Origin of the sequence: Thomasclavelia spiroformis DSM 1552 (assembly GCF_025149465.1) — a bacterium.
Taxonomy (GTDB): domain Bacteria; phylum Bacillota_I; class Bacilli_A; order Erysipelotrichales; family Coprobacillaceae; genus Thomasclavelia; species Thomasclavelia spiroformis.
The window spans coordinates 1,681,855-1,698,638 of the sequence record NZ_CP102275.1; the positions used below are offsets into that span (position 1 = coordinate 1,681,855).

17 protein-coding genes are annotated in these 16,784 nt (G+C 26.1%); 1 reads left to right on the top strand and 16 read right to left on the bottom strand.

Features of this window, described 5'->3' with window-relative positions:
- Positions 1-9: 9 nt before the first annotated feature.
- The 16 genes from NQ543_RS08000 to NQ543_RS08075 all read right to left on the bottom strand — a co-directional run bounded on the left by NQ543_RS08000 (position 10) and on the right by NQ543_RS08075 (position 15,458).
- Entirely contained in the window at positions 10-1,209 is a 1,200-nt protein-coding gene (locus tag NQ543_RS08000) for a polysaccharide biosynthesis C-terminal domain-containing protein (RefSeq protein ID WP_004608754.1), read from the bottom strand.
- A gap of 18 nt (positions 1,210-1,227) precedes the next feature.
- Complete coding sequence (gene tagD / locus NQ543_RS08005) at positions 1,228-1,617, bottom strand: glycerol-3-phosphate cytidylyltransferase (RefSeq protein WP_004608755.1); 390 nt, start codon at positions 1,615-1,617, stop codon at positions 1,228-1,230.
- A gap of 33 nt (positions 1,618-1,650) precedes the next feature.
- Complete coding sequence (locus tag NQ543_RS08010) at positions 1,651-2,496, bottom strand: LicD family protein (protein ID WP_004608756.1); 846 nt, start codon at positions 2,494-2,496, stop codon at positions 1,651-1,653.
- Positions 2,493-3,776 carry a glycosyltransferase family 4 protein gene (locus NQ543_RS08015; RefSeq protein ID WP_039903439.1) on the bottom strand — a complete coding sequence of 428 codons (1,284 nt, stop codon included), beginning with the start codon at positions 3,774-3,776 and terminating at the stop codon, positions 2,493-2,495. Before NQ543_RS08015 ends, NQ543_RS08010 begins: the two co-directional genes overlap by 4 nt.
- Positions 3,777-3,832: 56 nt before the next feature.
- On the bottom strand, positions 3,833-4,597 hold the full coding sequence (locus NQ543_RS08020; RefSeq protein ID WP_004608758.1) for an SGNH/GDSL hydrolase family protein: 765 nt from the start codon (positions 4,595-4,597) through the stop codon (positions 3,833-3,835).
- Positions 4,582-6,018 carry a flippase gene (locus tag NQ543_RS08025; RefSeq protein ID WP_004608759.1) on the bottom strand — a complete coding sequence of 479 codons (1,437 nt, stop codon included), beginning with the start codon at positions 6,016-6,018 and terminating at the stop codon, positions 4,582-4,584. Before NQ543_RS08025 ends, NQ543_RS08020 begins: the two co-directional genes overlap by 16 nt.
- The gene (locus NQ543_RS08030) at positions 6,011-7,420 is read right to left on the bottom strand and encodes an O-antigen polymerase (protein ID WP_004608760.1); all 1,410 of its coding nucleotides are present in this window, start codon (positions 7,418-7,420) and stop codon (positions 6,011-6,013) included. Before NQ543_RS08030 ends, NQ543_RS08025 begins: the two co-directional genes overlap by 8 nt.
- 15 nt (positions 7,421-7,435) lie before the next feature.
- The gene (locus tag NQ543_RS08035) at positions 7,436-8,584 is read right to left on the bottom strand and encodes a glycosyltransferase family 4 protein (RefSeq protein WP_004608761.1); all 1,149 of its coding nucleotides are present in this window, start codon (positions 8,582-8,584) and stop codon (positions 7,436-7,438) included.
- A gap of 166 nt (positions 8,585-8,750) precedes the next feature.
- Entirely contained in the window at positions 8,751-9,902 is a 1,152-nt protein-coding gene (locus NQ543_RS08040) for a glycosyltransferase (protein WP_004608762.1), read from the bottom strand.
- A complete protein-coding gene (locus tag NQ543_RS08045) occupies positions 9,902-10,945 on the bottom strand; it encodes a nucleoside-diphosphate sugar epimerase/dehydratase (protein ID WP_004608763.1) in 1,044 nt (347 codons plus the stop codon). Before NQ543_RS08045 ends, NQ543_RS08040 begins: the two co-directional genes overlap by 1 nt.
- The gene (locus tag NQ543_RS08050) at positions 10,942-12,126 is read right to left on the bottom strand and encodes a glycosyltransferase family 4 protein (protein WP_004608764.1); all 1,185 of its coding nucleotides are present in this window, start codon (positions 12,124-12,126) and stop codon (positions 10,942-10,944) included. Before NQ543_RS08050 ends, NQ543_RS08045 begins: the two co-directional genes overlap by 4 nt.
- Entirely contained in the window at positions 12,126-12,737 is a 612-nt protein-coding gene (locus tag NQ543_RS08055) for a sugar transferase (RefSeq protein ID WP_004608765.1), read from the bottom strand. The genes NQ543_RS08050 and NQ543_RS08055 overlap by 1 nt, the downstream gene beginning before the upstream one ends.
- A complete protein-coding gene (locus tag NQ543_RS08060; RefSeq protein ID WP_244942727.1) occupies positions 12,737-13,318 on the bottom strand; it encodes a PglD-related sugar-binding protein in 582 nt (193 codons plus the stop codon). Before NQ543_RS08060 ends, NQ543_RS08055 begins: the two co-directional genes overlap by 1 nt.
- Before the next feature lie 168 nt (positions 13,319-13,486).
- Positions 13,487-13,984: a transcription termination/antitermination NusG family protein gene (locus NQ543_RS08065; protein ID WP_004608767.1), complete on the bottom strand. Its 498-nt coding sequence runs from the start codon at positions 13,982-13,984 to the stop codon at positions 13,487-13,489.
- Complete coding sequence (locus tag NQ543_RS08070; RefSeq protein WP_004608768.1) at positions 13,984-14,481, bottom strand: transcription termination/antitermination NusG family protein; 498 nt, start codon at positions 14,479-14,481, stop codon at positions 13,984-13,986. Before NQ543_RS08070 ends, NQ543_RS08065 begins: the two co-directional genes overlap by 1 nt.
- A 23-nt stretch (positions 14,482-14,504) precedes the next feature.
- On the bottom strand, positions 14,505-15,458 hold the full coding sequence (locus NQ543_RS08075; RefSeq protein WP_004608769.1) for a tyrosine-type recombinase/integrase: 954 nt from the start codon (positions 15,456-15,458) through the stop codon (positions 14,505-14,507).
- Between the two features lie 462 nt (positions 15,459-15,920).
- On the opposite strand from NQ543_RS08075, the gene NQ543_RS08080 reads away from it, so the two are divergent.
- Positions 15,921-16,781 (top strand): YitT family protein, encoded by an 861-nt coding sequence (locus tag NQ543_RS08080; RefSeq protein ID WP_004608770.1) that lies wholly within the window; start codon positions 15,921-15,923, stop codon positions 16,779-16,781.
- The last annotated feature ends 3 nt before the right edge of the window (positions 16,782-16,784 follow it).

The window sequence follows — 16,784 nt, forward strand, 5'->3', positions numbered from 1 at the left end:
GTCGTTACGTTATACTTTTTCAAAAAATGTATCAGGATGTTCTGGATCAAATGATTCATTTGCCCACATTACTGTTACTAGATCTTCACTATCTGATAAATTAATGATGTTATGTGTATATCCTGGTAACATATGAATTGCTTCAATCTTATCACCTGATACCTCAAACTCAATTACCTCATCACTATCGATCTTTCTTTCCTGAATCAGTCCATGTCCCGATACAACAATAAAGAACTCCCACTTGCTGTGATGCCAGTGCTGTCCTTTTGTGATTCCTGGTTTACTAATATTGACTGAAAACTGTCCACAGTTTTTTGTTTTAAGTAATTCAGTAAAACTTCCTCTTTCATCGATATTCATTTTCAAAGGAAATATTGTTTTTTCCTCTGGTAAATATGATAAATATGTACTGTACAGTTTCTTTGCAAAGCTGTTATTTGGGATCTCCGGCATAACTAAGGTATTTGGCTGTGCTTTGAAGCTGTCTAACAGTTCAACAATATGTCCTAATGTTGCTTTATGAGTTGTCGGTACATAACAGTATTTTCCATCTTTATCTTCAATTGCATCAACACCATCAAATATACAATGATGTTCTTTACCTTCTAAAATATCAAGCATTTCATTAACTAGATCATCAATATATAATAATTCAAGTTCAACACTTGCATCATTTACCTGAATCTCTAAATCATGAGCATAATTGTAACAGAATGTTGCTACTGCACTGTTATAATTTGGTCTACACCACTTACCAAACAGATTAGGAAAACGATATACATATGCCTTACTTCCTACTTCATTTACATAATCAAAAAACAGATTTTCACCTGCAAGCTTACTTTTTCCATAATCACTGTCTGCATATCTGCCAATTAAGGTCGCTTGTATAGAACTTGATAACATCACGCCACATTTATTATCATATTTCCTTAATGTATTTAATAGCTTACTAGCAAAACCAAAGTTACCTTCCATAAATTCACTTTGCTCTTTAGGTCGATTAACTCCAGCTAAATTAAAGACAAAATCACAGTCTTTACAGTATGTATCTAACAGTGATTCATCACTGTCGATATCATATTCATAGATATCTTCGATATTTAATGATGGTCTAGTTCTATCTTTACCATCTTTGATATTTTTTAATGTACTAACTAAGTTTTTTCCAACAAAACCTTTAGCTCCGGTTACTAAGATTTTCATTTTATTTATTCTCCCAACTTAACATTTATGTAAATCGTCTTTAATTTTAGTTGTAGAAATACCTTCAGTACGTGGTAAATACACAACTTCACAATATTCTTTTAAATAATCAAACTTACCTTCCCAATCATCGCCCATAACAAAAACATCAATATCATGCTCTTTTATATCATTTATTTTTTGATCCCATGATTCTTCAAAAATCACTTCATCAACATATCTAATTGCTTCAAGAATCAATTTATGATCTTGATCACAATGATATGCTTTTTTCCCCTTTTGAGCATTAAATTCATCTGAGCTAACAGCAACCACTAAATAATCTCCTAAAGCTTTAGCTCTTTTAATAATATTCAAATGTCCTACATGAAATAAATCAAATGTTCCATATGTAATAACCTTTTTCATTAACTATTCTCCACTATGAAAATTTATTTACCTTTATTTATCATTAACCTTAATCTTATATGGTTTATGTCCAATTTGTTTATCTTCTTCTGGTAATTTCATATAATCACCATAATGAGTTTTTAGATATTGATTATAATTATTTGGAATCGGAAAAAAATCCATTACAAATTTATGATTTCTTAAAGGATACAAATCCTCTTTTTTTATATATTCAGTTTTAAAAATAGGAAAATTCAAACAACAGTAAGAACTATTATTACTGTCATTATACTGTGTTGCTACTTTATATAATTTCCTTTTGAAAAAATCAGCAGGTATAATCTTTAAAATAAAATGAAGTATTTTTCTTATAAAATACTTTATTATTCCTAATAAACTACTAGGTTTTGATGCTAAATCTGGAATTTGTCTTAATGAATATAATCTAATTAAATGTTGAAATTCATCAAACATCTTTTTATATTCAACATCATCATCAGGAACAATATCAAATGGAAAAACATCTATGTATATCCCATGATGCATATTAATTTTACGATTACAATACTCCATAAAAATAGTATCATTGATTCTAATTTTAGAATAAAAATATGGTATATTTTTATCATTATTTGGTGTTTGTAATTGATATTTATCTTTTAAGAAAAGTGGGGCTAATTTCAAAAATTTTTCATAATTAGCCCTTGTCATCCCTATATCTATATCATCATCCCATGGTATAAAACCTTTATGTCGTATTGCTCCCAAAGTTGTTCCACCTATTAAAAAATATTCTATGTTGTGAGCTTCACATACCTTTTTTACTTCTACCAATAATTCGTATTCTACTCTTTGTATTTGTTTTAACTCTTCACTAGAATAAATTTGATTATTCATAATACTTCCACCTTTTTATTTTTTTCATTTAACCAATCCATTATAATAGTACTCATTTTAATATTATATAAATCCCATGAATATTCTTTAACAGAATTGATTGCATTCATCCTCATATTTGGAATTAAATCTTTATTTTCCAAAAACCATAATACCTTTTCTTTAATTTGTTTTTGACTTTGAATATCTATTACAAAACCATTTTTGCCATCAATAATAGCATCATTTGCTCCACTATTTTTACTAACAATACACGGTAACCCACATGATAGTGCTTCTAAAACAGATAAACTTAACCCTTCTCCTAGAGAAGGAAATACAAAAATATCCGAATTATCTAAAAACTCTTTAACTTTAGCATGATTAACTCTTCCTATAAAATTTATATGTTGAAAATATCTATCAAACAATCCATCACTATTGTCATAATGACCAACAACTGTTAATTCTACTTTTTCTTTAGGAATTTCTAAAAAAGCTTCTAATAAATAATATATGCCTTTCATCTCTGTCACATTACCGACATATATTGCTTTTAAAGGAATATGAAAAGAATTATTTTTTTTACTTGTAGTAATATTAAAATTTGTCCCATAAGGACAGATTTTAATATTATCCTCTTTCACACCACTAAATAATAAAGATTCTTTTACAAAGTTTGAAGGAACTAAAAATTTATGTGCTAATTTAATTTCTTTATTTAACCTATCACAACTATTTTCATTCCATAAAAAAAATCTTTCTTCTTTTAATTTTTTTGCAAATTCACCTGATAATTTAAAATCTTTTTCATATATATCTTTCATATATAACCTATTGGCCGCACTAACATCCATTATTCTTAATATGGATGGAGCTTTTTTTTCTAAAATTTCAAAACATTTATAAGCATTAGTATCATAATTAATAACCGCATCAACATTGTATTTGATAGCAAATCTTGCCACTTTTCTACCAAATGCGTCTGAGGTCAGTTGTTGCCATTTTGTATATATCTTTCTAGATTTATCAAACCTTGCTAAAAATATTTCTACTAATCCTCTAAATTTATATAATTCTACTACATCAGAATCAGCTAAATCATTATTTCTTCTATTTTCAATTCTAGCCTTTTCATTTAAACTAAGTATTTTTTTCAAAAAATTTAATAGCATTGAATCATTTTTATAGTAAATAGTTGTCATATACTTATATAATATTCCACTTTTTTTTAGTGATGATGCAAGCCTAAATGAATGTTGCTTCCCAGGATGTGCCACAATTACTTTATATTTTTCCATAAAATCCTCCATAATATATCAATATAACTAATTTAGAGATCATAGTTATATTTTTTCTATTTGCTATTATTAATTAAATAAATGTTATTGAATATTAATTGAGCTATTTTTTTATATCCATTTTCATTAGGATGAAAATAATCTTCGTAGTAAAAATCATCATTTAAATAAAATTTTGAATATTTATACATGTCAATAAATTTTACATTATCAAAATTTATAGATAAATTTTTAATAATAGAATTATACTTCAAATACTTAAAATTTGTCCCTGGAAAATATTTATCATCTACATATACAGTGGAAATAGTAATAACATTTGTATCCACTTCCTTAAAATATTCTAAATATTTCTTATATATATTCTCAAATGTATCAATATCACATAAAACTGTTGTTCCTTGTAAATTCAAAAGCAATTTATTTAAAAAACACCGAAAATTTGAATCAAGTTTTTGGATGAATCTTTTATATTTATTTGAAGAAAAATATGGCCTAGGATTTAACATTCCATTTTGTTTATATCTTTTAGGTAAATATTTAAAATAATTTGGTTTATGCAATTGATTTGGCCTTAACATTCCGTCTACATTACCATAAAAAATAATTACATAATCATAGTATTTTGATTTCCACTCAGACTCTAATGTTTCCATATATTTTATAGTAGTCCCCGTGTATGCATAATTATATATTTTACATTTCAAGCCTTTGTCTTCGATTTTTTCTTTTAAAAAATTACTATAATTAATTTTTCTACTACCAATTCCCTCACTTATACTATCACCAAAAATGGCAATTTTGATTATTTCTTCTTCCAAAATATTTTCCTTCCTTCATCTAATATATAGAGTAACATTTCATCTTTAGTCAAATAGCTAATCAACATATATATCACGATTCCCAATATAACTTGAAAAAATGTTGTAAATATTGTTGCATTCATCCCATAGGTTACTATCACAATAAGAATACCCATAATCAACGAATTAAACAAATTTATCATTCCATTTTTTAAACAAATACTTAATCTAATTTGTTTATTTATATAATAAAATTGAAAGCAAACTGCAAATAATAAGCAAATTATTGTTGCAATAGCAGCACCAATACATCCATATTTTGGTATTAATAAAAAATTTAATAAAATATTAATTGTAGCTGCTCCATAATATGCAACTGTTAAAATTTTCGTTTTATTTGTAGCTGTTAAATATTGTGTTCCAAATATATTGTTCAAGGCATTTAAAATAATCATTGGTGATAAAAAACACAAAGTATTTATTACAAAAGTATATTCAGATCCCAAATACCAAGGAATAAATTGTTTAGAAATAACAAAAATTCCTATCATCATTGGCATAGATAAAAATAATGCAAACTTTAGTGTCTTTGTAACATAAATAGATATTGATTCAACTTCATGATTTGAATATAAATTAGATAATCTCGGCATCATTACTGTACCTAATGCAGTGATCAGTGCTAGAGGTATATTTATTATTTTATCAGCATAATCATAATATGCCACTTGAGAAGCAGAAGAAGTTATTTGTAGTAGCATTACTTTATCGAATTGCAAATATAATAATGTAGCAATTTGTGGTATAAATAATTTTATTGATGGTATTAAATGAAAAAATATATCTCTTATATAGTAAAATGAAAACGAAACGTATTTTTTCAGTCTGTTATAAATAGATATTGTTGTAATTAAAGTTGTTAAAGAAAATGTCATAAAATATATCCATAAGTCTTCATTTTCTTTAACAAATAAAAATATTCCAATAACTGTAATAATTTTAGCTACAAAATTTCTTAATGTTACAATTCCCAAATCTTCAAACCCAATAAACACCCAAGAAATATCAATAAATTGTGCTACTATTAATAAATATTGAATTAAATAATATATCATATCTTCTGAAGAAGATATGATAAGAAAATAAAAAATAGATATGATAATCAACAATACAATTCTTAATATATAAATTTCAGAAAAAGTTTTAGATACTTTATGCTTATCATTTCTATCATATGCTATTTGTCTATAGCCATAACTATTTAATCCTAGTAATCCTACAGTTGTTATAATACTAATAACAGAATTTATATAACCATATTTTCCTAAATATTCAGGACTCATTACTCTTGTCAAATAAGGCGCAGTAATCAAAGGAATTATTATCAAAAAAAACTGATATATTATATTATATATATAATTTTTTATTATCTTATTCATTTCTTTCAATCACCTTTTTCTTAAAAAATCGTTTTATAAACCAATATGGTAACATACAAAAAACAATCATCCAAAAATTACTTGGAGTATAACCTCTAATTACTAATTGTAGTATTATCCCTAAAATTGTAGAATATATCATTAAATCAATTACTGATTCACTTTTTATTCGATATTTAATATAAACTTTCTTTAGCCACCAACCTAAAATACTAGACCACATTATTACTCCAAATAATCCACTATCATAATAATATTCTCCTAAACCCGGATATGCACTTCCTCCGTCGACTGCGTACTGATTAATTCCCAACCTTTGTGCTTCAGTCCCAGGGTTACTTGGTTTACCTTTCCAAAGCATTCTTGGGATAAACATTATCATTGTATAAATAATCATTTGTGCACCAAATAAATAATTTGTTAAATTAGGAACTGCTTTAATTAAACCATAGTAAGTTTTATATATACGAAAATTATCCCACAGTGCTTCATCAAAAGCTTTTTTTATTACATCAAGTGAGATTATAGATAAATCCATCCCACTTCCGCTTCTAATAGTATTTCTAAACAAAGTCATTAATAATGTCGGAATTAAAATACAAATCGCTATTGATATCAAATCACGAATTTTTAATTTTTTCCCACTTTTTAAAATATAGTATGAAAAAAACATAATAATAATTTGTATAATAAAAAACCTAAATCCCCTTGCTACTTGTAAAACAAACATTGCACTAAAAAAAACAAATTTTAAAAATTTATTATTCCCATACTCCATATATAATAATGTTATTGAGGGTAAAGCATATGAGAACATTGAAATAGCTCCTAAATTTGCATCCGAAACAGAAAATCCTCCACTTCCTAATATACCTAAAGTAAATATATATAAAATACTATTACTTCTTGTAAGATAATAAACATTTGCAATAAAACAAACTACATACATTGATACAATAAACACAACTATTTTTTTTCCATAATACTCATATTTTATATTTATTTTATTTTGTTTAGATGATGGAACGTTTAAATTATTAAATATCATAAATGATAAATAACCAACAAACGCTATAGTAGATCCTTTAATTCCAAATTTAAACAAATCCACACCAAACCATAAGTATTCTTCGCATAAAATATCATACATCGGAGTTACAAAAAACATAGTAAGATATAAAAGCGAAAAAATAATGGTCGGTGAAAAAAAATCATATTTATTTTTCAAGATACTAAATCCAAGAATAAAATATGATATTAATAAATATGTGAAATCAATCAAATAATTATTTAAATATATTTCATTTTGATTATTTGGAATCAAAAGAATACCTAAAATAAATATTATAATTAAAGATAAACAAAATATCAAAAGATGATTTTTTTTTATTTTAAAATACATTAAAATTTCTCACCTCTAATCTTTCTTCATTTCTTCATAAATTCTCTTTATCACGTCCTCTGTCATATAGTTATTTTTGGCTAATTGATAAGATGTATTTTTAGCGTTTTTATATTGTATATCTGTCCAATTAATAATATTTTTAAAAATATTTTCAATACTTTCAGTATTTGAATAACTAAAAACAAATCCATTAACTAATTGTTGAATTACTTCCTTATGATTACCAACATGTTCTGATACAATTAAAGGCAAACCTGCCCATAGCGCTTCAATACAAGTCAAAGGATTTGCATCCGACCTTGAGGGCATTAAAAAGAAATCAGAAATAGAATATAACTTAGCAACAACAGATTGTTCTAAATAACCTAGAATTTTAATATCTATATCATATTGTTTAGCTTTTTCCATGATAATTTCTTTCAATTCTCCTTCTCCTGGAATTATAATAGAAATTCTTTTCTTATATTTAGACATACTAATTAAATCCAAAAATTTATCTATCCCCTTTACATAAGTTAATCTTGCAGGACAAATAAAAAGAATTTTATCATCTTTTATATCAAATTCTTCTTTTATTTTTTGTTTATCATTTTGATTATATAGATGATAATCGAATATATGATAATCAACTAAATTAGGAACATAAATTTTTTTAAAATTATCTTTAGCATATTTTTTTATAAAATCTAAAGAAAATTCTCCCGCATACCAAAAGCCATCAAACTTTTTATATATTTTATTTTTAATACAACAACTAATATTTTTCTTTAAAAATCCATTGTTTTTATCTTCATTCAAATGAGACTCACTCCAAAAATATATTATGTAATTGAATTTTTCTTTAAGTTTTGATAATTTATATACTCCTGGACACAAATAACTTCCTGCACAAACAACATGTGTTGGTCTCAAACCTTCTATCGTATTTTTTAAATTTTTATTAATATGAATATAAATACCTTTTACAGAAATAGTTTTTCCCTCTAATAATATAGTATAATCTCCTTTAAGATCATCATAATTCCAATTTCTATCTGGTTCTGTTTTTGACATTACTAAAACCTTAAAGAAAATATTTCGTTCTTTACAAAATTCATTTAATACATCAAAAAAATATTTTCTATAAGGTGTTAATATATTAGTATATATAACTAATCTCATAAAGTACCTCCTCACAAATATAAACAATATCAAATTATTTAGATACTATTAAACATTTTTTTAAATAGGTATAATTAATTTTTCTCATAAAATATTTTTATAAGTGTAAAATAGATATGCATTCAAACTAGGTATATCTTATAAAAATTTATCATTACTACAAACATCAGCAATAAAGCTTAAAATAATTTTTATTCATATCATCAAGATCACCTATCATATATTCCAAATTTCTAAAATCTACATTTTTTATTCTATCAACATAAGTACTACTAAAAGCAATATTTGTTTTAAGACAACTCTCGGGACTTCCTCCTGTTTCAAATGTAACTACAGGTGTTCCACAACTAATAGCTTCTAAATTTGTTGTGGGGTAATTATCTTCAAGTGTAGGGTTAAAATAAACATACGCAGCACTATACCATTTAACTAATTCTTGAACACTCTCTGTACGTGATATACCAATAATATTTGATGGTAATTGTTTGATTTGTTTCGAATTTAAACCAATCAAAACAATTTGATAATCATCATCTAATTGTTTTGATAATTCAATAAAGATATCTAAACCTTTTCTTTTATCCCATACGGAAGCTACACCCAATATTATTTTTTTATTTTCTACTCCATATTGTTGTCTAATATCTGATGAAGTTGGTTTAAAAACACTTGTATCTACACCATTATGTATTACTACTGTTTCATAATTTTTTAAACATGATTTTTTCACTTCATTTTTTAGCCATTTACTTGGTGTTACTAAAATCATATTTTCTACATTACTAAATATATTTTTTTTATTTGTATAATTCCTTGTTACACATGAAAAAATCGTTTTAGGATATTCATTTCTATTAAGACAATATCCTTTACAACATGTTTTCCATTTATCACATTTGGCATAAGTGTAATAAGCACAATGACCAGTAAATGCCCAACAATCATGTAGTGTCCATATCTTCTTTATTTCTGGATGTGCTTTTAAATATTTAAACAATATTTCAATATTTACATAATATCCATGGATATTATGTAAATGGATAATATCTGGTTTAAATTCATCTATTTTTTTTATAAATTCTTTTGTTGCATGCTTACTACCAAATCCACTTGCATCAAATAATCTAGCTTTTAGTACATGTAAATAGATGTCTAATTTATTTCCTATTTTAATTGTTTTAAATCCTTTTGGTGCTTCTCCTCTCCCATATGCTATACAGCATTCATGTCCAGCTTCAACAGCCGCTTTATAAAGGTTTTTGCAAATTGTTCCAGTTGATCCATTACAGACCGAATTAATAAATAATATTCGAGACATTATCTATTCTCCCATTCACTCAATTCATCTCTTACTAACTTGACTTCCATTAATTTTTCTTTTACTTCTTCTAAAGTCATTAATTTAGTATTATGTGAATTAAATTGTTGTAAATTAGTTCTTGCTATCCCTTCAAAGAAATACTTGTCATAATTTAAATCTCTTTTATCCGCTGGTACTCGATAGAAGTTTCCTAAGTCAATTGCATTGGCACATTCTTCATCAGTAAGTAATGTTTCATACATCTTTTCACCATGTCTAATACCAATTACTTTTATTTCATTATCAACATTAAATAATCCTTTAACGGCTTTAGCTAGTACTTCAATCGTACAAGCAGGTGCTTTTTGAACAAAGATATCTCCACTTTCACCATTTTCAAAAGCAAATAATACTAAATCTACTGCTTCTTCTAATGTCATAACAAATCTTGTCATCGTTGGATCGGTTACAGTTAGATCATTTCCTTCTTTTATCTGGTTAATAAAAAGAGGTACTACACTACCTCTTGATGCTAATACATTTCCATATCTTGTACACATGATTGCTGTTTTATCTGGATCTACTGTTCTAGACTTAGCAACGATTACTTTTTCCATCATCGCTTTACTTGTTCCCATTGCATTTACAGGATAAGCTGCTTTATCGGTACTTAAACATACTACCCTTTTAACACCACATTCAATTGCTGCTGTTAAAACATTTTCTGTTCCCAAAACGTTTGTTTTAACAGCTTCAATTGGAAAGAACTCACAGGATGGTACCTGTTTTAAAGCGGCTGCATGATAAACATAATCAACACCATGCATAGCATTTTTGATACTGTTTATATCACGGACATCACCGATATAAAACTTAAGTTTATGAAAAACATCAGGATATTTAGCCTGATATTCATGTCTCATATTATCCTGTTTTAATTCGTCTCTAGAAAACACTCTGATTTCTTTGATATCAGTTTCTAGAAATCTGTTTAATACTGCATTACCAAAGGAACCAGTTCCTCCGGTAATCAGTAATGTTTTATTTTTGAATTGCGTCATACTAGTTCCTCCATTTTATTAGATATTTGATTTACATACTTTTCTATTGTGAAATTTTCCAAAAAATATTTACGACTATTAACTGCATACTCCACTAATTTCTTTTCATTATTTAATAATTCAATTATTATTTTTGATAAGGCAGTATAATCTCCAGCACTACAAACTTTTCCTGCTCTAGCATTTTTTATAATATCAGCAGTTGCACCATCAATACTCCCAATTATCCCTCTTCCAGCCGACATATATGTCTGCAATTTAGAAGGAATCGTTTTGCCAACAGTACTCCCTTTTTCAAGCGATAATAAAAAAACAGAAGCATCATTGTAATATTCTTTTAATTCCTCTACTTTTTTTCTACCTGTAAAAACAAATACTTCTTCAAATTGATTTTCTTTAACTTTATTTTTCAATTCTTCTAAATATGAACCACTGCCAATAATTGTAATTTTTATCTTACTTCTATGTTCATCAGATAAGAGACTAATTGCCTTTACTAAGCAATCAAAATCTTGTACTTTACCAATATTTCCAGCAAAAACAATATTTAACTTACTTTGTTTAACATATGGCTTAACATTTAAAAACATTTTTTCACCATGTTGATAAATAACATCTAACTTATCCTTATTCACACCATTTATTTCTTCTAAATACTCTAAAAATGCAGGTGAAGTAACACTAATGAAATCACATTTTCTATAAAGATTATTAGAAATTTTTAACATAATGCGATAGATTGGATTATTTTCATGTAATTTTAATGCTTTTAAAGACTCAGGCCATAAATCTAGACAGTATACATAAACTTTTTTTCCAAACAACTTTTTATAATATAATGCTGGTTTAATCATTAAAACAGGCGATAATTGATAAACAAATACAATATCGTATCTTTTGTCTAATTTTTTTATTTCTTTTTTTGCAAATTTTGGATAACTTAAATAATTCAAAATTAATGAAACAGGATTATGTCCACGAAGTACTATATTAGCTCGAATTATTTGTACACCATTTAAGTTTTGTGACATTGGATAACCATCAATTAAATCACCATCAGGATAATTAGGTCTCCCAGTTATTACAGTTACTTCATTACCTCTTTTTACCAATTCTTCACAAATTTCATGAATCTTAAATGGTTCAGGATAATAATATTGTGAAATAACTAGTATTTTCATTATTTCTTATCTCCATTCATTGAACCTGTTCCACCTTCAACTACACCATCTGATTTAAGAACTGATGTAATTGTTCCAAAAAAGCATTTTACATCAAATAAAAAAGAGATACATTTAACATATTCTCCATCTAATCTGGCTTTTACATCTATTTCTAATTCATCACGACCATTTATCTGTGCCCATCCGGTAAGACCTGGTCTTACATCATTGGCATGATATTTATCTCTTTCGGCAATCAAATCATCCTGATTCCATAAAGCAGGTCTTGGCCCAATAATCGCCATTTCACCTTTAATAATATTAATGATCTGTGGCAATTCATCAAGCGATGTCTTTCTTAAAAACTTTCCAGCTCTGGTAATAAATTGATCAGGATCTTTTAACATATGTGTTGGCATATCTTTTGGCGTATCAATATACATTGTTCTAAACTTATAGATATTAAAATATGTTTTATTAATCCCAACTCTTTTTTGTTTAAACAAAATTGGACCTTTGCTGTCCAATTTTACCCAAATACATAAAATAATAAAAACAGGACTTAAAACAATAAGTCCACACAACGCTAAAACAAAATCAATTAATCTTTTAACAAATCCTCTATACATCAAACACCCACCTCAAAACTATATTCGCTAGATGATTTTATAACCAAACCATCTTCAATATCACTACTAGCTTTTATTTTAGTATTGAAAGTAACTGTACAGTTACTACCAATTCTTGACATTGAACCAATTAATGTATTAGGTCTAATTACACTGTTTGAATAAATTAAGCAATAATCTTCAATTACTGCATCATGATTAATTGTAGCATTAGATGTAACAATACAACCTTTACCAATAACTGCATTAGCTTCGACTACTACATTATCAAAAATAATTGTTCCTTCATTAATTGAGGCATAATTAGATACAATACTGTGTGCTGAAATAATTGTTTCAACACAGTATCCAATTTCTTTAGCCTGACTAATAAGCTTTTTTCTAAGCTCATTATTACCAATAGCAATAAAGATATGTTGATAAGCTGGATAGTAACTAGCCATCTTATCGACAGTATCAATGACTTTACAGTCATTGATTATGTTATTTACATTGCCATCATCAAGAAAAACAATCTCCTGATAACAATTTAAATTTCTAATAATATCCAGGCAACATCTACCATGTCCGCCTGCTCCCACAATCAATAACTTTTTAATAAAATTCCCCCTCCTTATATCATCAAATACAGACATAATTTTTATATAAAATAAAAGTTTCTATGTGCTTTTGGGTACAGTTTCCCCTACCCCATAGAAACTAATAATATGTTCCAAAAATCATTGAAGGCGGATTACCAAGCGCTTCAACTATTTCTTGCCTAAAATGTCTATACCTAATTTAATTCTTCGGTCAAAAAAGATTAGGTCTAAAAAAGCACAACAATTATGTTTATCAACTTTTACAATATGATTTTCATAAGCTACTAATGGTCCACTTATTACCCTAGTAATGCCATTTTCCTGATAACCATGTGATAATCTAACAACATGTTTACTATCTAAAACTAAATTAAAGAATTCAATTTCTTTTTTTGTTAATGCTGAAGTATCAGCATTTTTAAGTTGTCTGATTAATCCATTATTATCTTCTTTCATATTGAATAATAAAGTATTAAATTCTTCTTGATTCAACATTGTTTTTATAAAAATATAATTATTAAACATAGGTTTAATTGTTATTTCTTTAGTATAACGATGACATACTTCATAACTTGGAATAAATGCTTCTAATTCTTTCTTTTTATTCAAGTTTCCAAGAATACGTTGAGTCCGATGACTCAACGTATATAATACATACCAATTCATTAATCTACCATCTCAATTGCAACATTAAATTTACCATTAAAGATCTTACAATCTAATGTTACAAAACGATCATGTCGATTCAATTTAATAATTCTATCTTCTAATCCAATTAATGGTCCTTTAATTGCATTAAAACGTGAATTGATTATATTACCTAATGTATGCTTAATAACATAACCACCATCGAATAATCTTTCTAAAAAACTTTGTTCATCAAGTGTTAAAGGATATACATCTTTATAATCAAGTAATTCGATTAACCCTTCAATTGTTCTAAAGAAAACTTTGAACTTTTCATCGAATTTATCTTTATTAAGTTTACTTTTAATAAAAACATAATCGGGATATAGCTCTTTAATAACATATGTTCTTTTATCTCTAGCTCTATACCACTGCTCTTTTTTGGGAACAAATGCTTCAATATCCTCTTGTTTATTAAGCGAGCCAACTAACTTGCTAGCTTGACCAGCTTTTACATGAGCAATATACCAATACATTTTTATCCCTCATTTCTTCTTTTTCACAGAACATAGAGTTCTGCGACATAAGAAGGGGTTTTAAGTTTATTAATTTGAGATTTCTTAAATTCCAATGATGAATGAACATAAAGTTCTAATGTAATTGAAACATTAGAATGACCAAGCATTTCTGATAATGATTTAATATCGATATCATTCATAACGCAATTGGTAGCATAAGTATGTCTTAAAGTATGATAATTGCATTTGAATTCTAATGTGTTACATATTTTATGAAAATGATATTGAATGTTACGAGGGTCTGGTATTTTTATTGAATTAGTATAGATATAGTTTTGTTTTTTAGGATTAGATTGTTTTTTGTAATATTTTATTAAAAAGTCAATAATGAATTCAGGCATTGGAACAATTCGTTTAGAAGTATGAGTTTTTGGGTCCAATGCCATTAATGTTGTTTTAGAATTAGAATTAGTTGTTTTTAATCTTTCAATCGTACGATTAATACTAATACAGTGATTTTCAAAATCAACATCACACCATTTTAAACCAGCGACTTCACCTAAACGAAAGCCTCCATATAATGACAAAATAATTACAAGTGTATAGTTTTTTTGATGATTAAAACAATATTGTTCTAATTGTTTTTTTTGTTTTAAGGTTAAAATCTTAATTACTGGTTTTGATTTTTTTAGTTTAATGTATTGAAAGCTATTATTATTAAAATTATATTTTTTTTGAGCGTAATCTAATATTGCTTTTAAAACATAACGTAATGTTTTAATTGTACTAGTTGCATAAATTTTATTATTTAATAAATCATTGAAATAGGAAATAACTATTTTTTCACTGATTTCATTAATATTCATGTTGTTAAATTGTTTATTTAAATGGTTTGTAATAATTGTTTCATATTTTGTATATGTAGAATATTTAATTGAAAATTTTTTAATTATTAACCATTCTTTTGCTACCTCATTAAATTTTTTTTGTTGCATAATTCATATTCCTTTCTTTATTAAAAATTTATTTAATTTTCAATAAAAGTAGCGATTATTACAACAAAAAAATAAAAAGAACATCTTTGTTAATAAACTGACAAATTTACTTGAAAATATAAATATATATGATAAAATAATTTTCGCAGAACTCTATGTTCCACGACAAAAAAGGCTGTAACAAATAAAAATTTTTTATCTTTAAATGTTACACCTTTTTTTGCTTAAGATGGTATATTTAGAAAAAATAAAGTTATCCAAATATAATTAACTAAAAACCTTATTCTACCTTGGTTTTATATATTTTGATTAATCCCGTTTGCAATCAATTATAAACTTAGCTAATTTAAATACAAAAAAGGTAATTACATCCTATAAAAATGCCTAGATCTACAAATTCTAGGCATTTTTATTTCTAATATGTTATACTATTATAGAATTTTTTAAAAAGGAAGAAAAGTAATGAATAAACAAAAAATAAATTATTATGAATTAATTAAAGAAACGACAATTCTTACAATTGCAATTGCGATTATTGCTTCAGCTGTATACTTGTTTTTAGTTCCCAGTCAAACTTCAATTAGCAGTATTTCTGGATTAGCTATCATTATCAGCCACTATATTCCTTTATCATTATCAATGATTACAATGATTTTAAATATTGTTTTATTAATTATTGGATTTATTTTATGTGGTAAAGAATTTGGGATTAAAACATTTTATACGAGTATTCTTTTACCAATATTTATTGGGATATATGAAACCATTTTACCTAATTATCATTCTATTACTAATAGTCAAGAACTTGATGTTATTTGTTATGTTTTATTAGTTAGTATTGGTCTTGCAATTTTATTTAATCGTAATGCCTCATCAGGTGGTTTGGATATTGTTGCTAAAATTATGAATAAGTATTTATATATTGATTTAGGCAAAGCAATGTTTTTATCAGGAATGTGTATAGCTTTAATGTCAGCATTAATTTATGATGAAAAAGCTGTTGTTTTAAGTGTTTTAGGAACATACTTTAATGGAATTGTCTTAGATCATTTTATTTTTGGGCAAAATATTAAAAGAAGAGTTTGTATTATTAGTAAAAAAGAAAATGAACTTCGTGATTTTATTATTAATACTTTACATAGTGGAGCAACGATCTACCAAGCTATTGGTGCTTATAACTTAGAAAAAAGAAATGAAATTATAACAATTGTTGATAATGATGAATATCAAAAACTAATGAATTATTTAAATCACGAAGATCCTGAAGCTTTCGTAACAATTTATACAGTATCAAATATGCGTTATCAACCTAAAAAAATATAAATA